General features: G+C 73.1%; 9 protein-coding genes and 5 pseudogenes. 11 read left to right on the top strand and 3 right to left on the bottom strand.

Annotated elements, in window-relative coordinates; all coding sequences use genetic code 11:
- The first annotated feature begins 43 nt into the window (after window positions 1-43).
- Window positions 44-1,621, top strand: a complete 1,578-nt coding sequence (locus tag B1L11_RS10705) for a glycosyltransferase family 39 protein (protein WP_143737174.1) — start codon at window positions 44-46, stop codon at window positions 1,619-1,621.
- 163 nt (window positions 1,622-1,784) lie between these two features.
- On the opposite strand, the gene B1L11_RS10700 is transcribed toward B1L11_RS10705, so the two are convergent.
- Complete coding sequence (locus B1L11_RS10700; RefSeq protein WP_079314332.1) at window positions 1,785-2,933, bottom strand: tryptophan 2,3-dioxygenase family protein; 1,149 nt, start codon at window positions 2,931-2,933, stop codon at window positions 1,785-1,787.
- 13 nt (window positions 2,934-2,946) lie between these two features.
- A complete protein-coding gene (locus B1L11_RS10695) occupies window positions 2,947-3,951 on the bottom strand; it encodes a methyltransferase (RefSeq protein WP_079314331.1) in 1,005 nt (334 codons plus the stop codon).
- A 363-nt stretch (window positions 3,952-4,314) separates the two neighbouring features.
- Here B1L11_RS10695 and B1L11_RS10690 point away from each other — a divergent pair, with 363 nt between their 5' ends.
- From B1L11_RS10690 to B1L11_RS10655, 10 genes and pseudogenes are all read left to right on the top strand, one after another.
- Window positions 4,315-5,016: an ABC transporter ATP-binding protein gene (locus B1L11_RS10690; protein ID WP_306291629.1), complete on the top strand. Its 702-nt coding sequence runs from the start codon at window positions 4,315-4,317 to the stop codon at window positions 5,014-5,016.
- A gap of 13 nt (window positions 5,017-5,029) precedes the next feature.
- Window positions 5,030-7,579 (top strand): FtsX-like permease family protein, encoded by a 2,550-nt coding sequence (locus B1L11_RS10685; protein WP_256862404.1) that lies wholly within the window; start codon window positions 5,030-5,032, stop codon window positions 7,577-7,579.
- Between the two features lie 130 nt (window positions 7,580-7,709).
- Window positions 7,710-12,826 (top strand): annotated as a pseudogene (locus tag B1L11_RS10680) (amino acid adenylation domain-containing protein); the annotation flags it as partial.
- Window positions 12,824-13,408: a phosphopantetheine-binding protein gene (locus B1L11_RS54710; RefSeq protein ID WP_372974664.1), complete on the top strand. Its 585-nt coding sequence runs from the start codon at window positions 12,824-12,826 to the stop codon at window positions 13,406-13,408. The pseudogene B1L11_RS10680 and the gene B1L11_RS54710, both read left to right, overlap by 3 nt.
- A 12-nt stretch (window positions 13,409-13,420) precedes the next feature.
- Window positions 13,421-14,851 (top strand): annotated as a pseudogene (locus B1L11_RS54705) (condensation domain-containing protein); the annotation flags it as partial.
- A gap of 73 nt (window positions 14,852-14,924) precedes the next feature.
- Window positions 14,925-15,845 (top strand): annotated as a pseudogene (locus B1L11_RS54700) (AMP-binding protein); the annotation flags it as partial.
- Between the two features lie 88 nt (window positions 15,846-15,933).
- Window positions 15,934-18,057: pseudogene (locus B1L11_RS54695) on the top strand (condensation domain-containing protein); the annotation flags it as partial.
- A gap of 76 nt (window positions 18,058-18,133) precedes the next feature.
- A pseudogene (locus tag B1L11_RS54690) lies at window positions 18,134-19,342 on the top strand (condensation domain-containing protein); the annotation flags it as partial.
- A 100-nt stretch (window positions 19,343-19,442) separates the two neighbouring features.
- Entirely contained in the window at window positions 19,443-22,577 is a 3,135-nt protein-coding gene (locus tag B1L11_RS10660; protein ID WP_079314324.1) for a non-ribosomal peptide synthetase, read from the top strand.
- Between the two features lie 8 nt (window positions 22,578-22,585).
- Complete coding sequence (locus tag B1L11_RS10655; protein ID WP_079314323.1) at window positions 22,586-23,926, top strand: serine hydrolase; 1,341 nt, start codon at window positions 22,586-22,588, stop codon at window positions 23,924-23,926.
- Here the strand turns inward: B1L11_RS10655 and B1L11_RS10650 are convergent.
- A complete protein-coding gene (locus B1L11_RS10650; RefSeq protein ID WP_179155075.1) occupies window positions 23,895-24,668 on the bottom strand; it encodes a thioesterase II family protein in 774 nt (257 codons plus the stop codon). The two genes, B1L11_RS10655 and B1L11_RS10650, sit on opposite strands and share 32 nt — an antisense overlap.
- Window positions 24,669-24,872: the final 204 nt, after the last annotated feature.

Raw genomic sequence — 24,872 nt, 5'->3', positions numbered from 1 at the left:
CGCCCCGGATGCGGTGACGACAAAAGCAACTGGAGGTCATGTCGTGAATGCCGCGACGATTACCGGCACACCCGGCAGGGTGGCCGCGGGGGAGCCGGCGCTCGCCCCCGTGCGATGGTGGCCCTCGCTGGGCGTGGGCGCCGCCCTGGCCGCCATGGTCCTCGCGCTGTCCGGGCGGCACGGGTATCACCTCGACGAGCTGTACACGAGGGTGGCCGGCCGCCACCTCGGCTGGGGGCAGATCGACCAGCCGCCGCTGGTCGCGCTGGTCGCCAGGGTGGAGACCGCCGTGTTCGGCGACAACCTCACCGCCCTGCGAGTGGTGCCCGCACTGCTGATGGGCGTCACGGTGGTGCTCGTCGGGCTCATCGCCCGCGAGCTGGGCGGAAGCCAGAGGGCGCAGCTCCTGGCGACGGTCGCCGCCGCCGTGTCGGGCCTCGCCCTGATCACCGCGCACCTCCTGGGCACCAACGATTTCGACGTCCTGGTCTGGGTCGCCGTCTGCTGGCTGGCGATCCGGCTCGCCCGCACCCGTGACCCCCGGCTGTGGCTGGCGATGGGCGTCGTGGCCGGCGCCGGCCTGTACGCCAAGTACCTGCTCGTCCTGCTCCTGCTGTCCATCGGGGTCGGCATGCTGGTCGGCGGGCCGCGGCGGCTGCTGTTCCACCCGTACGTGCCGGCGGGCGCCGCGATCGCGGCCCTCATCGCCTCGCCCGTCCTGATCTGGCAGGCGACGCACGGCTGGCCGCAGTTCGAGATGGCGGACGCGCTGTCGATCGCGCTCGCGGACCTGTCGCGGATCTCGTTCCTGCCGATGCTGATCCTCGTGGTCGGGCTGTTCCTGACCCCGTTCTGGATCGCGGGCCTGGTGGCCCTGCTGCGCCGCGCGCAGTGGCGTCCGTACCGGTTCGTCGCGGTGGCCTACCTCTTCATGATCGCGCTGCTCATCGCCATCGGAGGCCAGGCGGTCTACGCCGGCGCGCTGCAGTTCGTCCTGCTGGCCGCCGGATGCGTCGTCGCGGCGGACTGGGCGCGGACCGCCGTACGCCGCTGCCTCGCCGGGGTGGCGCTGGCCGCCAACCTGGTGACGTCCGCGGTGCTGCTGCTGCCCGTCCTGCCGATCCAGGCCTACGCGGACAACCCCCTGCTGGCACAGCTCGCCATCACGCAGTTCGACCAGGCGGGATGGCCGGAGCTGACCGCCCAGGCCGCCGCCGTCTACCGCGCGCTGCCCCCGCAGGACCGGTCGCACGCGGTCTTCTACGGCAACCACTACGGCCAGGCGGGCGCCCTCGACAAGTACGGCCCCGCCTACGGCCTGCCGCCCGCCTACAGCGGGCACAACTCGTACGCCGACTTCGGCCGCCCGGCCGACGACAAGACGGTGGTCGTCACGATCGGCGTGGACCGGGCGAAGTTCTCGCAGCTGTTCGCCCAGTGCACCCCCGCCGGCCGGTTCACCGTCGACCTGCCCGTCTCGGACGCGGGCCAGGAGTTCATGGTGTGCCGCGGGCCGCGCGAACCGTGGTCGCGGCTGTGGCCCCGGCTGCGCTGGATCGGCTTCCAGTGCCCGTACACGGCCATGGCCGTGACGGCGGCGAGCAAGGAGGGGTGTGTCTGAGCCGGTCGCCGAGCCCTGGAGAGGAAGACCGCCGGGAAGTCCTTCCCGGCGGTCTCGTCGTGGTCCGGGTGCGGCCGGCGTGCGCGGTGACACCGAGGGTGGCATGACATGGAGAGGGAGGGTGAGGCGACCCCACCCTCCCTCTCGGCCGGCCGGCTCGGCGTCAGCGGAAGGCGAACGCCGACAGCAACTGCTCCGGGTCGGTGAGCCGGGGGCCCGAGGGCAGGCCGTCCTTCTCGACGAACCGCTTGAGATAACCGGCCCCCTCCGTGCCGCCTGAGCCCTTCATGTTCGGCAGGTACGTGCGGCCGAATCCGTAGTGCCTGCCCCGCCAGACCAGCAGCCGCCGTTCCAGCGCGGCGTACGCGTCGGCCACCTCGGGGTCCTCGCTGGTGCCGGCCGCGTCCCGCAGGGAGCGGAACTTCCGCAGCCGCGGATCGCCGATCACCCGGAGATGGTCGAAACGGGCGAAGGTGTCCCTCTTGCGATCGTCGTATCCGTACACCACCAGCTCCATCAGGTGGTAGTTCAGCGACTGCACCGCGCTCGCGTCCCCGGTCGCGTCGCGGAAGCCGAGGAACAGCTCGGGCGTCAGCGTCTTCAGCGCATGGAAGATCGCGTTGAGCAGTTCGGCGCACGCGTCCACCTGGTCCATCCAGAACAGGCATCCGGCCCGGTCGCGCTCGACCAGCGAGACGGCCCGGCGGGCGGCCAGCCGGGTCATGAAGAAGGTCAGCTCGCACGCCTGCACGGCCCGGATGAAGATTCGCTCGTCGTGCTTGTCCGAGCGGCGGAAACCGCAGAACCGCCTGAGCACGAGCACCTGCCGGTCGAGCCGTTCGTCGCCCGCCAGGCTCCGCACCAGGTCCGCGCCGCGCGGCGCACCCTGCGGCGTCACGGGCATGGCGGCGATCCGGTCCAGGACGGGCCCCAGGCGGCGCAGGCGTTCCGCGATGTGGCCGGGCGGCTCCCGGTGGCGCGCCGCCTCCTCGTGCTCCCGTTCCGACAGGTCGGTCAGGATCGCGTGCATCGCCAGCAGGGCGCCGCCGTAGGCGTCGTCCTGCTGGGCCAGGAACCACCCGAAGACGTGCAACCCGGTGTAGCGGTAGTACTCGGGAATCGCCAGGCGGTGACTGAACGGACGGGTCAGGAGCCGCATCTCGACGTCGTCCCCCGCCACGGCCTCGTCGTAGCGGCGGGACAGGTCGGCCAGCTCCTCCCGGCTCAGCTCGGCGAGCGCGGTCGAGGCCAGCAGGCCGGCGAGCGCCTCGCTGTGCCCGGGGAACGCCGTACGGAAGGTCTCGGTGGTCATCTCGCCCCCACTGTCACCGGGCTCCGCCGCCGACGAGCAGGTGCTTGTCGGCCGTGGAGCGGCGGACGGCGCAGTCGGCGAACCCGGCCCGCCGCAGCAGGCCCAGGTACTCCTCCGGAGTGCGGTGCCGGCCCTGGGTCTCCAGGTGCATGGACAGGTTCATCACGGCGGTCGACAGCGGGCCGCCGCGGTCGGGGTCGAAGAGGCGTTCCATGACGAGCACCCGGCCTCCGGGCCGGCAGGCGTCGTACGCCTTGCGCAGCAGCCCTTCGCAGGTCTCGTCGTCCCAGTCGGACAGGATGTAGCCGAAGGCGACGCAGTCGCCCTCGGGCAGCGGGTCGCGGAAGAAGTCGCCGCCGGCGAAGGTGAGCCGGTCGCCGAGTTCGTACGCCTTCGCGCTCTCCGCCAGGTAGGGCCCGACCTGGGGCAGGTCGAAGACCGTCGAGCGCAGGCGCGGATAGGCGAGCAGGGCCGCCACCGAGAACGGGCCGCTCGCGCCGCCCACGTCCACCAGCCGCCGGACGTCGCCGAGGTCGGCGAGCCTGGCCAGCTCGTGCGAGACATGGAAGCTGAGCTGCCACATCGCGGTCAGGAAGCGCCGGACCGAGTCGTCGTCGCGGTAGAGCGTGGCGAACGGGTCCGGCAGTACGGCGTCGACGGCGGCCTTGCCGCGCGACAGGTAGTCGTGCACCTGGCCGAACCGCTGCGCGGTGCTGCCGACCAGGTGGTCGACGAACCCCAGCAGATAGCGGGGCTCCCGGCTGTCGAGGTAGGGCCTGGTTCCCTCGGCCAGCGCGTACCGGCCTTCCCCGGTGCGGGTGAGCACCTGCAGGGAGACCAGGACGAGCAGCAGGCGCTCCAGGGTCTCGCCGTCGACGCCGAGCGCGCCGGACAGTTCGGCGGCGGTGGCGCTCCCGTGGTCGGCGAGATGGACGAACACGCCCGACCTGTCGGCGAAGTGCAGTGAATGAGTGGCGTAGATTCCGAAGACCGCGCGTTCGAGATGCACTGGGATCATGGGCGAAATCCTTGATAAGAAGATGACGTGTCCGCTCGCGCGTCGCGCTCGTTTCGCGCGGGCAGGGGGATGTCACGTCAGTTTCCGCGGGTGCGCGGCACGGCCCCAAGGATTTTTCTCCGCCGGTTAAACGCGGACGCCCGGCGTCCGCCGGGCGGTGGCATTTCGCGACCTCAGATTATTCCAGGTGCGGGCGCGGAAGGCGGCCTTGTTGACGTCTCGGTTGATAAGCGAGTTCGGAAGCGTGTTCGGGGCCGGAACGGCTGGCGGACGCTGTAATTGTCGGGCACGATGAGCAGAGTCGGGGTGCGCTCTACATAACTTTCGGGAATGGCGATGACATACGCGGTCAGGTTGGAATCCGTGAACAAGGTGTACGGAGGTGGGCGCAACGCGGTGCGGGCGCTGGACGATGTGTCGATCGCGCTGCCACGCGGGACGTTCACCGCGATCATGGGTCCGTCGGGCTCGGGCAAGAGCACGTTCCTGCACTGCGCCTCCGGTCTCGACCGGTCGACCTCCGGGCGGGTGTGGCTGGGGGAGACGGAGCTGTCGCGCCTGAAGGAGGAGCAGCTGACGGTGCTGCGCCGTGAGCGGGTCGGGTTCGTGTTCCAGGCATACAACCTGCTGGACGCGCTGACCGTCGAGCAGAACGTCACGATGCCGTTCCGCCTGGCGGACCGGCCCGTTCCGTACGACCGGCTGCGTGCCGCGCTGGCCCAGGTCGGCCTCGCCGACCGGCACGACCACTATCCGGGCCAGCTTTCCGGCGGGCAGCGGCAGCGGGTGGCCGTCGCCCGCGCGCTGATCCACGAGCCCGAGGCCGTGTTCGCCGACGAGCCGACCGGCGCGCTGGACACGCGCACCGGCCGGCAGATCCTCGAACTGTTACGGCGGATCGTGGACGACCTGCGGCAGACGGTGGTGATGGTGACCCACGATCCGGTCGCCGCCTCCTACGCCGACACGGTGGTGTTCCTCGCCGACGGCAAACTCGCCGGTGACATGAGCAAGCCCACGCCGGAGCGGGTCGCCGACCGCATGACGCGCCTTGGTGAGTGGTGACATGACGCGGCGGGTGTTGTCGAGACGTGCGCTGTCCCTGGCCTGGAGCACCATCAAGGGCCGCAAGGGCGGGTTCGTGGCCGCGTTCGTCGCGGTCGCGTTCGGGTCGGCCGTCCTCACCGCGAGCGGGATCCTGCTCGAGACCGGCCTGTCCTCCGGTGTCCCGGCCGAGCGCTATCGGGCGGCCGAGGTGGTGGCCGGCGCCCCGCAGACCTTCCCGGTCGCCGAGGACGTCGACCCCCGCTACTCCGAGCGGGTCCGGCTGCCGGCCGGGCGGGTCGAACAGGTGCGGCGCGTGCACGGCGTGCGGGCCGCGGTCGGGGACGTCAGCGTCCCGATGAGCCTGGTGACGAAGGACGGCCGGGTGCTGGCGGGTCCTGACGGCGCGCCCCTGCTGGGCCACGGCTGGCCGGCCGCGGTGCTCACCCCGTTCGCGCTGACCGCCGGACGGCAGCCGCAGACGCCGGACGAGGTGGTGCTGGAGTCCCGGCTCGCCGAGGAGGCGGGCGTGTCCGTCGGCGGCACGGTGACCCTGGCGGTCGGCACGACCTCGTCGGCCTACCGGGTGGCCGGTGTGGTGACCCCGCGCGGCGGGCCGCTGACCAGGCAGGGCGCGCTGTTCCTGACCGAAGATCGGGCACGGAGCCTCACCGGGCAGCCGGACCGGGTGGACACGGTCGGCGTGCTGGCCGCTCCCGGGGCGGACCCCGATGAACTGGCCGCGGACATCGAGAAGGCCGTACGCGGAGTCGTGACCTACACCGGGGACGAGCGCGGCGACGCCGAGATGCTCGACGTGGGGGCGACGCGGGCGTTCGTGATCGAACTGGCCCTGTCGTTCGGCGCCACCATGGTGATGGTCGTGGTGATCGTGGTCGCCGGCACGCTCGCGCTCTCGGTGCAGCAGCGGCGGCGGGAGCTGGCGCTGCTGCGGGCGATCGGGGCGACGCCCAAGCAGGTCCTCGCCATGATCGGAGCCGAGGCGACCCTCGTGAGCGCGGCCGGCGCGGTGGCCGGCGCGGTGCCGGGGATCGCCCTGGGCTTCCTGTTCCATCGGGTCTTCGCCGCGGTCGGCGTGCTGCCCGAGGACTTCGAGCTCGTGGTCGGCCCGCTGCCCGTGCTCGCGGCCATGCTGCTGTGCGTGGCCGGCGCCCGGATGGGCGGCTGGATCGCCGCCAGGCGCGCCGCGAAGGTCAGCCCGATCGAGGCGATCGGCGAGGCGGCCGTGGAGCCGCGCAAGCTGGGCTGGGTCCGGCTGACGATCGGCTCGCTGCTCGTCCCCGCCGCCCTGGCGGCCGCCGTCGTGCTGCCGATCGCGCTGCCGGGGGAGTCGGCCGTGGAGGGCGCGAGCAGTTCGGCGTTCCTGCTGGTCGTCGCCGTCGCCCTGCTCGGTCCCCGGCTGCTCACCGGCGCCGTCGTCCTGCTCGGCCCGCGGCTGAACCGCAGCCGGGGGGCCAGCGGGTTCCTCGCCGTCGCCAACGCCCGCGCCAGGTCACGGCGGCTCAGCTCGGCCACCACGCCACTGATCATGGGCGTCACGATGGCCGCCGCGCAGATCTTCAGCGCCACCACGCTGAGCGCCGCCGCGCAGGACCAGGTCGTGGACGGGCTCCGAGCCGGCTACGTCGTGACCCCCGCGACCGCCGGACTGTCACCGGAGCTGGCCGGCGTGCTGCGGAAGACGGCAGGCGTGTCGGACGTGACCCCGGTCGTACGGACGCAGACGCTGATCACCTACACCGACGGCGACAGCCGGCAGTACAAGATCTTCCCCACTCAGGGCGTCGAGCCGCGGGGCATCGCGGCGACCATGGACCTCGGCGTCCTGCGGGGCGACCTCGCCGGCCTGAGCGGCGAGGCGGTGGCGCTGAGCCGGATGGCCGCGGGCACCGTGGGGGTGGATGTCGGCGGGACCGTCGACCTGCGCCTCGGCGACGGCACGCCCGTGCGGGCACGGGTGGTGGCGATCTACGAGAAGGGCCTCGGCTTCGGCGACGTCACGCTCCCGCACGACCTGGTGATCCGGCACACCACCGACCGTCTCGACTCCTGGATGCTGGTCAGGGCGACGGGCGGGGACGCCGGGCTGCGCCAGGCCCTGGCGGCCTACCCGACGGCCCGGGTGGCCGACCGGGAGTCCTTCATGGCCGCCCAGGACGACGCCGAGGCGGGAGGCGACGCGGTCGGCCTCATACTCAACGCGGTCCTGCTCGGCTACATCGCCATCGCCGTGGTGAACACCCTGGTGATGGCCACCGCGGCGCGCGTACGCGAGTTCGCCATGCTGCGGCTGATCGGCGCCCGGCGCGAGCAGGTGCTGTCGATGATGCGCGGCGAGGCGCGCATCATCACCGTCGCCGCCGTGCTCATCGGCACGCTGGCCGCGCTTCCCTCGCTGGCCGGCATCGGCATCGCGGTGAGCAGACGGCCCCTGCCGTCGATCCCGCCGCTCGCCTACGCGGGCATCGTCGTGGCCGCCGTCCTCGTCGCCTGGCCGTCCATCATGATCTCCGCGCGCGTCGCCATGCGGCGGCGGCCGGTGGAGGCCATCGGCGCCGAATAGGCGCGAACGCGTTGACCATCCTTTTTAGCGACCCAGTCAATGACATGGATCTATCCCATCATTCCGGGCGAAGCTGGCATTCCCTGAATGGGTCAAATCCAGATTTATTCGTCGATGACGGAGGTCGACCATGTCGGTACGGGAAATCGAGGATCCGGTCCCGCTGTTATTGCCGGCCGATCGTCACCGGTCCGCGGCGGGCACGCACATCCCCGCCGCACACCGATTCACGATCACCGGAGAACTCGCCGACGAGCTGCGAAAGCTCGGCGCCCGTCATCACACCTCGCTGTTCACGATTCTGGTCGCCGCATGCCAGGTGCTGTTCGCCCGCTATTCGGGTCAGCAGGACGTCGCGGTGGGCGTGGCCACCGGCGGGGATCACCCCGGGAAACTGATCCTGCGCTCGCGGGTGGCGGGCACGCAGCCGTTCGAGGCCTTCCTGGCCACGGTGGGGGAGACGGTGCTCGCCGCCCGCGCCGAGGGCGGCGCGCCGGCCGGGACGCGCGTGCTGGTGGTGCAGGGCGAAGCGCCGGCGGATCCGGTGGACCTGGCGGTGGCCCTGAGCGAGCGGACCGGCCCGATCGAGGTGGCCGGTCCGATCGAGCTGACCATCGCCTACGACGCCGGGCTGTTCCTCGCCGGCACGGTCGAGCGGATGGCGGCCACGCTCACGACGACGCTGGCCGCGGCGGCCGCGGACCCGTCCGTACCGCTGTCCGAGTTGCCGCCGCTGACCGAGGCCGAGCGGCGGCGGGTGCTCGTGGAGTGGAACGACACGGCGCGGGACTACCCCGCCGACCGGTGCGTGCACGAACTGGTCGCCGAGTGGGCGCGGTCCTGCCCCGACGAGCGCGCAGTGATCTCCGACGATCTCACCCTCACGTACGCGGAGCTCGACGGCATGGCCGCGAGACTGGCCGGGCGCCTGACAGCGGCGGGCGTGACCGCCGAGTCCCGGGTCGGCATCCTGCAGAGCCGCGCTCCGCACGCCGTCGTGTCGATGCTCGCGGTGCTCAAGGCCGGCGGCGTGTACGTGCCCCTGCACGACAGCTATCCGGTGGACCGGATCCGCTGGGTGCTGCACGACACCGGCGCGACGGTGCTCCTCACCGACCGGGCGATGGGCGCCAAGGCACGGGAGGCCGGATTCCCGGTGATCGTGGTGGACGGCCCGGAACACGACGACGCCCCCGCCGCGCAGCAGTTGCACGATTCCTTCGCCGTGCAGCCGCACGATGTCTCCGCCGTGCAGCCGCACGAGGCCCCCGCCGCGCATGCCGGTCAGCTGGCGTACGTGATGTACACCTCGGGCTCCACCGGCACGCCGAAGGGTGTGGCGGTGACCCACCGGAACATCGTGAGCCTGGCGTGGGACCGCCACGCGCGCTCGGAGGCGCACCGGCGTTTCCTGTTCCAGTCGCCGCACGCATTCGACGCCGCGACGTACGAGGTGTGGGTGCCGCTGCTGACGGGCGGCCAGGTGGTGGTGGCCCCCGCCGAGCTGACCCCGCGCGAGCTGACGCGGGTGACCGAGGAGCACGGCGTGACCGCCGTGTTCATCACCGCCGCCCTGTTCCGCCTCTTCGCCGAGGAGTCCCCGGAGTGCTTCGCCGGGCTGCGCGAGGTGTGGACCGGGGGCGAGGCCCCGTCCCTGCCCGCCGTGGAGCGGGTCCTGCGCGCCTGCCCGGACACGGTCGTGGTCAACGTCTACGGCCCCACCGAGGTCACGACGTTCGCCGCGGCGCAGGTGCTGACGCCGGAGCACGTGCGCGCCGGCGTCGCGCCGATCGGCCCGCCGCTGGACAACACGCGGGCGTACGTGCTGGACGGGTTCCTGCGGCCGGTGCCCGTCGGCGCACCCGGCGAGCTGTACCTGGCCGGCGACGGCGTGGCCCGGGGCTACTACGGCCGCCCCGGGCTGACGGCGGGGCGGTTCGTCGCCGACCCCTTCGAGTCCGGCGGCCGTATGTACCGGACCGGGGACACCGTGCGGTGGAACGGGAACGGCGAGATCGAGTTCATCGGCCGGGTCGACAACCAGATCAAGATCCGCGGCTTCCGCGTCGAGCTCGGGGAGATCGAGACGGCGCTGCGCCTCTTCCCCGGAGTCTCGGAGGCCGTGGTCGTGGTGCACGAGGCCCACGGGACCCGCGGCCTGGTCGCCTACCTGGTGGCGGACGGGGCCGAGGAGGCGGAGCTGCGGCGGTTCCTGGGCGAGCGGCTGCCCGGCTACATGGTCCCCTCCCGCTTCGTCATGCTGGACGCGCTGCCGATCAACGCCAACGGCAAGATCGACCGGCGGGCCCTTCCCGACCCCGGCGCCGGGACGGGCACCGAGACGGTGGCTCCGCGCACCGATCCCGAGCGCGTGCTCGCCGGGATCTGGTCCGAGGTGCTCGGGGTGGCGGACGTCGGCGTGACCGACGACTTCTTCACCCTCGGCGGTGACTCCATCCTGAGCATGAAGGTGGTCTCCAGGGCCCGCGCCCGCGGGCTCGTCCTGTCGGCCAAAGACGTTTTCGTCCATCCCACGGTCGCGGAACTGGCGGCGGCCGCCGAGGCGGTGTCCCTCCAGAACGAATACCCCCAGACGTCCGCGCCCCGGAGCCCAGGCCGCGCCGCCGGTCTCGGCGGGGACGGCGCCGAGGACGTCTACCCGCTGACCGCGATGCAGAGCGGCATGCTGTTCGACGCGCTCATGGCGCGCGACTCCGGCCTCCACCTCATCCAGTTCGACCTGGTGCTCGACGGGGTCGACGACCCGGAGGCGCTCGTACGGGCCTGGCAGCGGGCCGTGGACCGGGACCCGATCCTGCGCACCGCCGTGGTCTGGGAGGACGTGGACACCCCGGTGCAGGTGGTGCACGAGCGGGCCACGCTGCCCGTCGTCCACCTCGACTGGCGGGAACTGCCGGAGCAGGGCAGGCGCGAGGCGCTGCGCCGGCTGCTCGACGAGGACACCGCCAGGGGCGTCGACTTCACCGAGGCTCCGCTGAGCAGGCTGTACATCGCCAGGATCGGCGACACCGCCGTCCGGGTCGTCTGGTCGGTCCACCACATCGTGATCGACGGCTGGAGCGCCTCCGTCCTGCTCGGCGACATCCTCGCCGACTACGCGGCCGTACGCGACGGCGAACCGCAGGCGGCTCCACCCGGAGACGGCGAGCCCGCGCCACCGCCACGCCGGGCGTTCCGCGACTACGTGGAGTGGCTCGGCCGGCGCGACGAGCCCGCGGCCGAGGACTACTGGCGGGAACGGCTGACCGGCTTCGACACGCAGACGAAACTGGCCTTCGACCGGCAGCCGGGCGAGGGCTACCGCCCCCGCGCGACCCGATCGCTCCAGGTGGACCTGCCGGAGGAGCTGGCCGCCGCGATCGCCTCCCGCGCGCAGGCCACCAGGCTGACGATGAACACCCTCGTCCAGGGCGCCTGGGCGATCCTGCTGTCGCGTTACAGCGGCGAACGCGACGTGTGCTTCGGCGCCACCGTGTCGACCCGGCCCGCCGACCTCGACGGGGTGGACGCCATCACGGGCATGCTCATCAACACGCTGCCCGTACGGCTGGAGGTCGACAACGGCCGCGACCTGCTGTCGTGGCTGCGGGAGACGCAGCGGGAGCAGGCCGCCGCCCGGGAGTTCGACTGGGTGCCGCTGCCCCGGATGCAGGCGTGGAGCGGCGTGCCCGCGGGCGTCAACCTGTTCGACAGCGTCCTGGTCTTCCAGAACTACCCGTTCGACCCCGACATGGCGCCGGACGGCCTCGACCTGCGGCACATGGCCGTCGAGTTCATGACGAACTATCCGATCGGCCTCAGCGTCTTCCCCGGGCGCACGCTGTCGATGCGGCTGCTCTACGACCCCGAGCTGTTCGACCTCGCGACGATCGAGCGGGTCTCCCGGCACCTGCTGACCCTGCTGGAGTCCTTCGCCGCCGATCCGCGGCGGGTCATCGGCGAGATCTCCATGCTCGGCCGCGAGGAGCACCGGATGCTGGTGCGGGAGTGGAGCGGCAAGCCCGCCGGCTACTCCATCGAGCGCCGCATGGACGAAGTGATCAGCGAACGCGCCCGCAGGTGGCCCGGCGCCGTCGCGGTGGAACGCGGCGGGGAACGGCTGACCTACGCGGAGCTGGAGACGCGGGCCAACCGGCTGGCCCAGTACCTGACCGGGCTGGGCGTCGCCTCGGACGTACGGGTGGGCGTGGCCGTCGAACGCGGTCCCGACCTCGTCGTCGCGATACTCGGCGTGCTCAAGGCGGGCGGCGCGTACGTGCCCTCGACCCGGACTACCCGCCCGAGCGGCTCCGGGTCATGATCGCCGAGTCCGGGCCCGCGGTCGTGCTGACCCACGAGCACCTGTCCGCGTCGTTCGCCACGGCGCCGGTCCGCACGGTGTGCCTCGACCGGGACTGGCCCGTCGTCGCCGGGCACCCCGACCGCGTGCCCGACACCCCTCGCGGGCCGCGCGACCTCGCCTACGTCGTGTACACCTCCGGCTCGACCGGCCGCCCCAAGGGGGTCATGGTCGAGCACCGCTCGCTCTACAACACGGTCGAGGCGGTGCGCGACCTGTGGCTGACCCACGACAGCAGGGTCTTCCAGCTCTGCCCGATGAGCTTCGACGCCGCCTCGCTCGACCTGTTCAGCACCCTGGCGGCGGGCGCCACCCTCGTGGCCCCCGTCGCGGCCTCCGGATACGGCGGCGCCCAGCTCATCGAGGAGCTGCGGACGAAGGCCGTGACCGCCGTGACCATGCCGCCCACCGTCCTGCCCGCCCTGGACGCCGCCGCGCTGCCCAACCTGGAGTTCGTCCGGGTCGGCGGCGAGGTGCTCACCAGCGAGATGGCGAGGATCTGGTCGCGCGGCCGGAGACTGGTCAACAACTACGGCCCGAGCGAGGGCGCCATCGCCGTCACGCTGTTCCCGGTGCGGCCCGGGACCGAGTACGACAACGTGCCGATCGGCGGGCCCATCCCCAACGACCGGGTCTACGTGCTGGACGACCGGCTCTCCCCGGTCCCGGTCGGCGTGACCGGCGAGCTGTACATCGGCGGCGACGCCGTGGCCCGCGGCTACATCGGCCGGCCCGACCTGACCGCGGAACGGTTCGTCGCCGACCCGTTCGGGCCTCCCGGCGCACGCCTGTACCGGTCCGGCGACCTCGTCCGCTGGAACGCGGACGGCACGCTGGAGTTCGCCGGCCGCGTCGACGACCAGATCAAGATCCGCGGCTTCCGAGTGGAGCTGCGCGAGGTGGAGAACGTCCTCGCCGGCCACGACGGCGTGGCCGAGACGGCGGTGGTCGTCCGGCAGGACCACGCGGGGAACAAGCGCCTGATCGCCTACTGGGTGCCCGCGCCCGGCGTGCCCGCGCCCACCGCCGACGAGCTGCGCGCGCATCTGTCCGGCTTCCTGCCGGACTACATGGTCCCCGCCGCCTTCGTGCCGATGACGAAGCTGCCGCTCAACCGCAACGGCAAGCTCGACAGGGAGGCCCTGCCCGACCCGGGTACGCAGGACGACGCCGGGGACGGCTACCTGCCGCCGCGGAACCCGACGGAGGCGGCGCTGTGCCGCATCTGGTCGGAGGTGCTGGCCATCGACCCCGTCGGAGTCGAGGACAACTTCTTCGACCTGGGCGGCGACTCCATCAGCAGCGTCCGGCTGGTGTCGAGGATGCGCGGCGCGTTCGGCGTCGACATCTCACCCAACGACCTCTTCGACCGGCCGCGCATCGCGGCCCTGGCCGAGCGGATCCAGGTCAAGATCCTGGAGAACGTGTCGGCGGCGGCGTCCGGAATCGACGCCACTCACGGGATCTGAAAGGCAGCCGACATGTCCACCTCTTTCGAAGACAAGCTCGCCGCCGTACCCGCCCATCTCAGCGAGCTCATCAGGCGCCAGCTCGCCGGCGAGTCCGCGGCGCCCGCCGAGGACCGTCCGATCCGGCCCGTGCCGCGCACGGCCGGCCTGCCCATGTCGTCCGCGCAGCAGCGCCTGTGGTTCATGGCCGAGCTGGAGCCGGACAGCGCGGAGTACAACGCGCTGCGGGCCCTGCGGCTGCGCGGAGACCTCGACGTCGAGGCGCTGACCGTCGCCGTCAACCGGGTCGTGGAGCGGCACGAGTCGCTGCGCACGACCTTCGACGCCGTGGACGGCCGCGGCGTCCAGATCGTGCACGAGCACGTGGACCGCGCGCTCCCGGTGGTCGACGTGTCCGGCCGGGGCTCCGCCGCCCGGGTGGAGGAGTTCCTGCTCAGGGAGATGGGCTCGCCGTACGACCTGCGGGGCGGGCCGCTGCTGCGGGTGACGCTGCTGCGGCTGGGCGAGCGCGACCACGTCCTGGTGCTCGGCGCGCACCACATCGTCGTCGACGGCTGGTCGACGGGCAACCTCCTCGCCGAGCTGGCGGCGGTGTACACGGCCGAGCTGTGCGGGACGCCGGCGCAGCTGCCGCCGCTTCCCGTGCAGTACGCCGACTACGCGGCCTGGCAGCGGGAGCGGGAGGCGGACGGCACCCTGGACGGCCCGCTCGCCTACTGGCGCGGCCGCCTTGACCGCATGCCCGTGCTCGAACTGCCGGCCGACCGGCCACGCCCGCCGGTGCGCACCCCGGCCGGAGCGGTGCACGAGTTCGAGGTGCCGGCGGAGCTGGTCGCCCGCCTCAGGGAGCTGGGCAGGAGCAACGGCGCGACGCTGTTCATGGTGCTGGTCGCCGCCGCGAAACTCCTGCTCGGCCGCTACTCCGGCGAACGCGACATCGCGGTGGGCACCGTGACCTCGGGCCGCGGCCACCCGGACCTGGACCACCTGATCGGCTCCTTCATCAACACGCTGGTGCTCCGCTCGCAGGTGGACGAGTCCCTGTCGTTCACCGCGTTCGTCCGGCAGGTGCGCGCGACCCTGCTGGAGGCGTACGCCAACGAGGAGGTCCCCTTCCAGCGCCTGGTCGAGGCCCTGCGGCCCGAACGGGACCCGAGCCGGCCGCCGCTGGTCCAGGTCATGGTCAACCTGCAGAACCTCGCGGACGGCGCTCCCCGGCTGCCCGGTCTGGAGGTGTCGGAGATCCAGCCGCCGATGAACGTGGCCAAGCTCGACCTCACCTTCGACTTCTACGAGGACGCCCGGTCGCTGACGTGCTACCTGGAATACAGCACCGACCTGTACGACCGGGCCACCGTCGAGCGCCTCGCCGGTCACCTGGTCACGCTGCTCGGCGCCGTCGCCGCCGCCCCGGACGCGCCCCTGTGGACGCGGGACATCCTGCCCGAGGCCGAGCTGCGCGACCCTCACCGCCGCGGCGCTCGGCCCGTCCTCCGGGCCCGTCCCCGCCCGCCGCGTGCACGAGCTGTTCGACGAGCAGGCCGCGCGCCGGCCGGACGACTACGCGGTGAGCTGCGGGGACGAGCGTCTGACGTTCGCCGAGCTGGCCGCCGGGGGCAACCGGCTCGCCCGGCACCTGACCGGTCTCGGTGTCGGCCCCGGCGCGCTGGTGGGGATCTGCCTCGAACGCGGCGTGGACGCGGTCGTCGCGATGCTGGGCGTGCTCAAGGCCGGCGCCGCCTTCCTGCCGCTCGACCCCGAGCACCCCGCGCAGCGGCTGGCGACGATGCTGGACGACGCGGACGCCTCCGTGGTGATCACCGAGCACCGGCTGCGCGACCGTCTCGCCGGACACGACGCCACGCTCGTCGACCTCGACCGGGACCGCCAGGTGCTCGACGGGCTGCCCGCGCTGTCCCCGGACGTCGCCGGCACCCCCGACGACCTGGCGTACGTCGTCTACACCTCGGGATCGACCGGCAAGCCCAAGGGCGTGATGGTCAGCCACCGCAACGTGCACCACATCATGCGGGCCTGGGACGCGCGCTACGGCCTGAAGCGGCTGCGCGGGAGCTGCCTGTCGGTGTCCAGCGTCGCGGTGGACGTGTTCTTCGGCGACTTCCTGCTGTCCGCGATGTTCGGCGGCGAGCTGCTCATCTGCCCCCCGGAGGTGATGAGCGACCCGCCCGCGCTGGTCGCGATGCTGCGCGAGCGGGCCCCGGAGATCATGGTCACCACGCCGTCGCTGGCCAAGGCGATCTCCCAGGAGCTCGCCGCGGCCGGCGGCGCCCTCGACTCGCTGCGCGTGCTCGCCGTCGGCTCCGAGCCCTGGCCCGCCGACGACTGCCGCGCGCTGCTCGACCACGTCGCCGCCCACACGATCGTCGCCAACGCCTACGGCGCGACCGAGACGACCGTCGACTCCACGATCTTCGACGTACGGGCCGAGCCGATCGGCTCCGCGGCGACCGTACCGGTCGGACGGCCCATGCTCGACACCCCGGGTGCACGTGCTCGACGAGCGCATGCGCCCGGTGCCCGTGGGGGTGTTCGGCGAGGTCTACATCGGCGGCGGCGGCGTGGCGCAGGGGTACTGGAACCGGCCGGACCTGACCGAGCAGCGTTTCGTCCGCGACCCCTTCTCCGCCGAGCCCGGGGCCAGGCTGTACCGGACGGGCGACGTCGGCCGCCGGCGCGCCGACGGCAACCTGGAGCTCGCCGGACGGGCGGACGACCAGGTGAAGGTGCGCGGCTTCCGGGTCGAGCTGGGCGAGGTGGAGGCCGCGATGACGCGCCACCCCGGCATCGCCGCCGCGGCCGCCGCCGTCCGCAGGGACGAGTCGGGCCGCGAGCGGCTGGTCGGCTACCTCGTCCCCGCCGGGGACCGGGCGCCCGACCTGGGCGAGCTGCGGGCCTTCCTCGCCGACATCGTGCCGGACCCGGCGGTGCCGTCCGCCCTGGTGACGCTGGAGGCGCTGCCGATGACGCCCAGCGGCACGCTGGACCGCCGCGCCCTGCCCGCTCCCGCGAGGGTGGAGCGGGCGGCCGGCCGTCTGGTGGCGCCCCGTACGCCGGCCGAGACCGTGCTGGCGGAGATCTGGGCGGAGGTCCTGGGCCTCGCCGGAGACGAGGTCGGCGTCGAGGACAACTTCTTCGCCCTCGGCGGCGACTCTATCCTCGGCCTGCAGGTGGTCTCCCGCGCGCGGCGGGCCGGCCTGCGGCTGACCGCCAAGCAGATCTTCCGGCACCAGACCGTCGCCGAGCTCGCCGCGGTCGCCGTCATCGAGGACACGCCCCGCCCGGCGGCGCTCCCTGTCGCCGGCGACGTCCCGGCGACGCCGATCCAGCGCTGGTTCTACGAGGAGTTCCCCGGCGCGCCCGGCCACTTCAACCAGTCGATGTTCCTGGAACTGGCCGCCGACGCCGACGCGGGCGCCCTGCGTACGGCGTTCTCGGCGGTGCTCGCCCACCACGACGCGCTCCGGCTGCGGGCCGAGCGTACGGCCGGCGGCTGGCGGCAGCACCACGCGGAGGCAGAAAGCGGCGAGGTGTTCCGGACGGTGGATCTGTCGGGACTCGACGGCCCCGCCCAGGACCGCGCCATGCGTGAGGCCGTCGGGCGGGCGCAGCGCGGGTTGCGGCCGGACACCGGGCCGCTGATCCGCGCGGTGTTCTTCACCCTCGGCGGGGACCACGCGCCGCGGCTGTTCGTCACCGTGCACCACCTCGTGATGGACGGCGTCTCCTGGCGCATCCTGCTGTCCGACCTGGTGACCGCCTACGAGGGAGCCGGGCTGGAGGCGAAGTCGAGCTCCTTCCGCGACTGGGCGGTCAGGCTCGGCGAGGCGGCGGGCGCGGGCAGGTTCGACGGGGAGCTGCCCTACTGGACGGACGTCGAGCGCGACGTCACGGACAGCGCGCCGCTGCCGGTCGACGGCACGGGAGACAACACGGTCGGCTCCGCCCGCACCGTGTCGGTGCGGCTGGACGCCGGGACCACCCAGGCCCTGCTGCGCGACGTGCCCGGCGTCTACCGCACGCAGGTCAACGACGTGTTGCTCGCCGCGCTGGCGTCGGTCCTGTCCGAGTGGGCGGGCGGTGACACGGTCGCCGTGGAGATGGAGGGCCACGGCCGCGAGGACCTGTTCGACGACGTCGACCTGTCCCGTACGGTCGGCTGGTTCACCACCCTGTTCCCCGTCGCGTTGGCCGTGCCGCCCACGCGGGACTGGGGCACGGTGATCAAGACGGTCAAGGAACGGCTGCGCGCGGTGCCGTCGTCGGGGCTCGGCTACGGCGTGCTGCGCCACCTCGGCGGCGCCCTCGGGGCCGGCCGCGGCTGCCAGGTGGGCTTCAACTACCACGGCCGCTTCGACATGACCACCGGCGACGACGGGCTGCTGCGCCGATGGCTGCCGAGCCCGGTCCCGGACCGCGGCCCGGACCTGCCCCGGCAGAACCTCGTCGAGATCACCGGCATGGTCCGGCAGGGGCGGCTCGAGTTCGAATGGGAGTACTCGGCCAACCTGCACCGCGAGGAGACGATCGCCCGGCTGGCCGAGCGGTTCGCGGCCGCGCTCGGGCAGATCGCCGAGCACTGCGCACTGCCCGGCGCGGGCGGGCGCACCCCGTCGGACTTCCCGCTGGCCGGGCTCGACCAGGGGGGGCGTGGACAGGCTCGCCGGCGACGGCCGGTCGGTCGAGGACGTCTACCCGCTGACCCCGATGCAGAGCGGGCTGCTGTTCCACTCGCTCGGCAGGCACGACGGCGACATCTACTACACGCACTTCGGCCTCGTGCTCGACGGCGTCACCGACCCCGGCGCCCTCGCCGCGGCCTGGCAGCGGGTGGTCGACCGTACGCCCATCCTGCGCACCGCGGTCGCCGGCGAGGACGTCGGGAGGCCGCTCCAGGTCGTCCACCGCGACGTCCCGCTTCCCGTGGCCCACCACGACTGGCGCGGGCTGAGCGAGGCGGAGCAGCGCGAGCGGCGGCAGCGGCTCTGGGACGAGTCCGCCCGGCAGGAGCTCGACCTCGCCACCCCGCCGTTGATGCGGCTGCACATCGCCCGGCTGTCGGAGACCACCGTGCACATCCTGTGGTCCTCGCACCACATCCTGCTGGACGGGTGGAGCTTCGCCGACGTGCTGTCGGAGGTGTTCGAGGAGCACTCCGCGCTCACCTCCGGCCACGTCACCACGCCGAGGACCCGTCGTCCCTACCGCGACTACGTGCGGTGGCTGGCCGAGCAGGACGAGAGCGCCGCGGCCGGTTACTGGAGCCGGGCGATGGCCGGGTTCACCGCGCCCACCCCGCTGCCGTACGACCGCCCCCCGGTGCGGTCGCACCAGTCAAGGGACACGGCCTGCCTGAACCTGGCGCTGCCGCCGGAGCGCGCCCGGCGGCTCGAACGGTTCGCCAGGGACGCCCGCGTGACGGTGAACACCCTGATCCAGGGCGCCTGGGCGATGGCGCTGTTCCGGTACGGCGGCGAGCGGGACGTCTGCTTCGGCACCACCGTGTCCGGCAGGCCGGCCGACCTGCCCGGGTCCGACGAGATGATCGGCCTGTTCATCAACACCCTGCCGGCCAGGGTGCGCGTGGAGGGCGACCTCGACGTGCTGTCGTGGCTGCGGCGCATCCAGGAACAGCAGGTGGACGCGCGGCAGTACGAGTACGTGTCGCTGGCACAGGTGCGCCAGTGGAGCGAGATCCCGCACGGCGCCAACCTCTTCGACAGCGCCGTGGTGTTCGAGAACTTCCCGTACGACGACGAGGCGGCGGCCAGGAACGGCCTGCGGATCCGTGAGCTGGTCAGCGTCGAGACGTCGAACTATCCGCTGACGTGCGTCGCCCACCTGACCGACACGCTGCGCATGCGCCTGGGCTACGACCCCGGCCTGTTCGACGAGGACACCGTCCGGCGCTTCGCCGACCACCTGCTCGGCCTGCTGGAGGCCATGGCCGACCACCCGGACCGCCCGCTGCGCGCGCTTCCCCCCGGCCGGCGAGGCCGAGCTGCGCAGGCTGCTGGTGGACTGGCAGGACAGCGCGACCGGCTACCCCGCCCGCTGCCTGCCCGGCGTCTTCGCCGAGCAGGCCCGTCGCGTCCCCGGCGCGCCGGCGGTGGTGTGCGGGGACGAGCGGCTGACGTACGGGGAGCTGGACGCCCGTGCCAACCAGCTCGCCCACGAGCTGGCCGCGCGGGGAGTGGGCCCGGAGGTCCCGGTCGGCATCTGCCTCGAAGGCGGGCCCGGGATGGTGACGGCGGTGCTCGGCGTGCTGAAGGCGGGCGGCGCCTACCTGCCGCTCGACCCCTTCTACCCGCGGGAACGGCTGTCGTACATGCTCGACGACGCCGCGGTGCCCGTCCTGCTCACCGAGAGCCGCCTGGCCGACCGGCTGCCGCCGACCCGGGCCCAGGTGATCTTCCTGGACGAGCGGCGGGAGGCGATCGCGCGGCGGCCCCGTACGGCGCCCGAGCCCGCCCTCGTGCCGGACAACCTCGCGGTGCTCGTCTACACCTCCGGCTCCACCGGCGTGCCCAAGGCGGCCATGGTCACGCACCGGGGCCTGGTGCGGCTGGTCATGGCCCCCGGCCGGCACACCTTCGGTGGTGCGGGGACCATCGCCCAGCACCACTCGATCTCCTTCGACGCCTCGCAGAACGAGCTGTGGAACGCGCTGCTCACGGGAGCCTGCCTGGCCGTGCAGCCCGGCGACTTCCGGTCGGTGGACCAGCTCGACGACTTCCTGCGGGCGCACCGGGTCGAGGCCATGTCGTTCTCGGCCGGCTTCTTCCACGCCATCGCCGACACCGACCCCGGCATCCTGTCCGGGCTGCGCAAGGTCGTCGTCGGCGGCGAGGCGCTGTCGCCCGCGCACTGCGCGCGGGTCAGGGGCGCGCTGCCCGGCCTGGAGATCGTCAACGCCTACGGCCCCACCGAGTGCTCGGTGACCGCGAGCTGCTTCCCCGTGGACGAGGTCGCGGCGGGCGACGGCGCCGTCCCCATCGGCAGGCCGGTCGCCCACTCCAGGATCTACCTGCTCGACGGCGACCTGAACCCGGTCCCGACGGGGGTGGCGGGTGAGGCGTACATCGCCGGCGACGGCGTCACCCGCGGCTACTGGGACCGTCCCGCGATGACCGCGGAACGGTTCGTGGCCGACCCGTACGGCCCGCCGGGATCGCGGATGTACCGCACCGGCGATCTGATGCGGTGGCGTCCGGACGGCACGCTGGAGTTCGTCGGCAGGACCGACGACCAGGTCAAGGTGCGGGGCTTCAGGATCGAGCTCGGCGAGATCGAGAAGGTGGTCACCGCCCACCCGGCGGTCGCCCAGGCCGCCGTCGTCGTACGGGAGGACCAGCCCGGCCACAAGCGCCTGGTGGCGTACGTCGTGGCGAAGGCGGGCGCCGGGGCCGAGCCCCGGGAGCTCGGCGCGTTCACCGCCGGGAAGATCCCCGAGTACATGGTGCCCGCGGCGTTCGTCGTGCTCGACCGGCTGCCGCTCACCTCCCACGGCAAGGTGGACAGGCGGGCGCTGCCCGAGCCGGGCCAGGACCTGGCCGGGCGGCCGTACCTCGCCCCGCGCACACCCGCCGAGGAGACCATGGCCGCCATCTGGTCGGAGGTGCTCGGCGTCGCCCGGGTCGGCGTGCGGGACAACTTCTTCGAGCTGGGCGGCGACTCGATCCTCAGCATCCAGGTGGTCTTCAAGAGCAGGAAGGCCGGCCTGTCCGTCTACTCCAGCGACCTGTTCCGCCACCAGACCATCGAGGAGCTCGCCGCGGCGGCGGGCCGGAACGCGCCGGTCGCGGCCACCCAGGCGGTGGTCTCCGGGGAGGTTCCGCTGACCCCGATCCAGCGGGAGTTCCTCGGCACGCACACGGTCGCCCCGCACCACACCGTCCAGTCCGTGCTGGCCGAGCTCACGGCGGACGTGGACGAGGAGGCCCTGCGCACCGCCCTGGCGGCGGTCCTGCGCCAGCACGACGCGCTGCGCATGCGCTTCGTACGCGATGAGGGCGGGGACTGGTCGCAGCACAACGCGGCGGAGGAACCGGCGCAGGTGCTGCACCGGCACGACCTGTCGGGGGTCGCGGAGCCGGACCGGCGCCGCGTCATGGACGAGCTGGCCGTGGCGGCCGACTCGACCATGGACCTGGCCGCCGGTCCGCTGGTGCGGGCGCTGCTGTTCGACTTCGGGCCGGGCGCGCGGCCGTGGCTGTACGTCACCGTGCACCACCTGGTGGTCGACGCGGTGTCCTGGCGGGTGCTGAACGACGACCTGGACACCGCCTACCGTCAGGCCGTGAGCGGCGAGCCCGTGGACCTGGGGCCGAAGACGTCCTCGTTCCAGGAGTGGTCGCGCCGGCTCACCCGGCACGTCGCGGACGGCGGGTTCGGCGAGGAGGTGGCGCACTGGTCCGCGGTGCCGGAGAGCACGCCGCTGCCCGTGGACCGCGACGGCGACAACGTCGTGTCGTCCAGGAGGATCGTGCGGGTCTCCCTCGGGGAGCGTGAGACCTCCGCGCTGCTCCACGTGGCGCCGGGAGTGTTCCGCGCCCGCGTCAACGACGTGCTGCTCGGCGGCCTGGCCTGGGCGCTGTGCCGGTGGACGGGCGAGGACCGGCTCGTCATCGAGCTGGAGGGCCACGGCCGCGAGGAGATCTTCGACGACGTCGACCTGTCCCGCACGGTCGGCTGGTTCACCAGCTCCTATCCGGTCCTGCTGGAGGTCCCGGCCTCCGGCGGAGAGGACTGGACGCCGGTGGTCAGGTCCGTGCGCCGGTCCCTGCGCGCCCTGCCGGGCAACGGCCTCGGCTACGGGGCGCTGCGCCACCTCGGCCGTTTCCCGCTGACCGGGCGCGGCACGCCCCAGGTGCTGTTCAACTACCACAGCCAGATCGACGAGATCACCAGGACCGACGGCAGGTCCCTGTACCACGCCTTCCACGACACCATCGGCCAGGAGCAGCACCCGGACGAGCGGGTGATCCACCCGCTGGAGGTCGTCGGCGCGGCGCAGGGCGGGCGGCTCTCCTTCGACTGGCACTACTCCGAGGGCCTGCACGACCGGGCCACCGTCGAGCGGGTGGCCGGGGACTTCCTGGGGGCGTTGCGCTCGCTCGCCCGCTCCTGCGACCCGGCGATCGAAGGGTGAGGACGCCCATGGACGACATCTCCGAACGGCTCGCGCACCTGGTGCGGCGGCACCGCGTCCCCGGAGCCCAGCTCGCCGTACGGTGGCGGGGCCGGACGTTCACGGCGGAGGCCGGTGAGGAGATCTGCGGGAGCGGCCGGCCGGTCACCGCCCGGTCGGCGTTCCCGCTGGGCTCGCTCACCAAGCCCTTCACCGCCACGCTGGCGATGATGCTGGTCGCCGACGGCGACCTCGACCTCGACGCGCCGCTGGCCGGTTACCTGCCCGGGCTGGGGTCCCCGGCCGGGCGGGCGACCCTGCGGCAGCTCCTCAGCCACGCCGCCGGGCTGCCGGCGAACGTGGACGAGTCGGCGGCGGGCCTGACCCGCCGCCGCTGGGCGGCGTCCGACGGCACCGCGCCCGTGCACCCGCCCGGTTCCGCGTTCTCGTACTCGAACGCCGGCTACCTCCTGGCGGCGCACCTCGTCGAGGTGGTCACCGGGATGGACTGGCGGGCGGCCGTGGAGTCGTTCCTGCTGCGCCCGCTCGGCATCGAGCCGCTGTTCGCGGCCGACGCCGGGCGGGCCGGCGCCGCCCTCGGCCACGTGGTGCGGCCGGACGGCCGCGCGCTGCCGATCGCCGAGCAGTCGGTCACGCTCCTGGAGGAGCCCGTCGCCGGGCTCGCGGGCAGCGCGAGCGACCTGCTCGCGTTCGCCGGACTGCACCTGCCCGGACACGCCGGGCCGCGCCTGCTGGACCGCGACGACGCCGCGGAGATGCGCGGGGACCAGCTGGGCGGCCTGGCCGCCGGCCCGTTCGGGCTGGCGGACGGCTGGGGCCTCGGCTGGTCCCTGTACGGCGGGCCGGCGAAGACGGCGGGGACGGCTGGGACGGCGGGATCGGCCGGGTCGTGGTTCGGGCACGACGGCACGGGCGACGGCGCGTGGTCCCATCTGCGGGTGGAGCCGGACGGCGGCACCGCGGTGGCCCTGACGGCCAACGGGACCAACGGCGCCGTGCTGTGGGAGGCGGTGGTCGGGGAGCTGCACGGGATGGGCCTCGACGTGGGCCACTACCCCCTGGGAACGCTGACCGACCCGGGGCCGCCCGTACCGGGGCCCGCGGAATGCGCCGGCGACTACGCCAACGGTTCCTGGACCTGCGCCGTCGAGGCGGCGGACGACGGGCTGTACCTGTCGGTCGGTGCGGGACCGCGCTGGCGGCTGTCGTGCACACGTGACCTGCGCTTCACCACCGAGGGGTCGGACGCCGGGTCGATGCCCTACGTCGGCAGGTTCCTCCGCGATCCCGCAACCGGCCGGGTCGGCCTGGTGCAGATCACCGGCCGGCTGGCCCGGCGCCGCCGCTGACTCCGAGCAGATCCTCCTCGATCACGGGGAGGATCTGCTCCGTCATCTCGTGGATGAAGAAGTGCCCGCCCTCGTAGAGACGCACCCGGCACTCCGCCGTGGTGTGCCGGCTCCAGTGCCGCATCTCCCCGGCGGTGGCGTGGTCGTCGTCGCTGCCGCCGAACACCGACACGGGGCAGTCCAGGGGCGGCCCGGGACGGTAGCGATAGGTCTCCGCCACGGTCATGTCGGCCCGCATCATGGGCAGCAGGGCCTCGAACAGCTCCGGATCGTCCAGCAGCTCCGGGGGAGTGCCCCCGGTCTCGCGCAGCCAGCGCGTCAGCTCGGGCGTGGGCGCCTCACGCACGAAGGGCCCGCGGGACGGGAGGTGGGGCGCCGACCGGCCGGACACGAGAAGCCTGACCGGCGCGCCGAGCCCCGCGCGGCGGATCCACCGGCAGCTCTCGAAGGCGATGATCGCCCCCATGCTGTGGCCGAACCAGGCGTGCGGGCGGTCCAGCAGGGGCGAGACGGCCCGGACGAGCTCGGGCACGAGGTCGTCGGCCGAGGTGTACGGGGTTTCCCCGAAACGTAATTCCCGCCCCGGCAGCCGAATCGCGACAACTTCGATGCCGGGTGCCAGCAACGGCGCCCAGGCGCGATAGGCGCTCGCTCCGCCGCCGGCGTGCGGGACGCAGAACAACCGCATTCTCGGCTCGTCCAGAGTTTTCCAGCGGACGTCCCAGCCGCTGACCGACGTCATTGTGAAAGCCTGGCTTCTGGTTATGCTCGTCATCGGGCTCCCCCTCCGGGCCGGAAATGTCGCGGGCGCGGCCGCGTACGGGAGAAACCGCAGGCAGCCACGCAAGTATGGTCCTTTCCGCCGTCGCCGGAGTCGAGATTTTTGAATTATATGGAAAACGTGCAGGACGCCACTTCCCGGCCCTTGCCGCTTTTGCTCCGGTGA

This window comes from Microbispora sp. GKU 823 (assembly GCF_002027145.1).
GTDB classification, from domain to species: domain Bacteria; phylum Actinomycetota; class Actinomycetes; order Streptosporangiales; family Streptosporangiaceae; genus Microbispora; species Microbispora siamensis.
The sequence above is the reverse complement of the archived record's forward strand: the minus strand, read 5'-3'. Positions and strand labels throughout refer to the sequence as shown.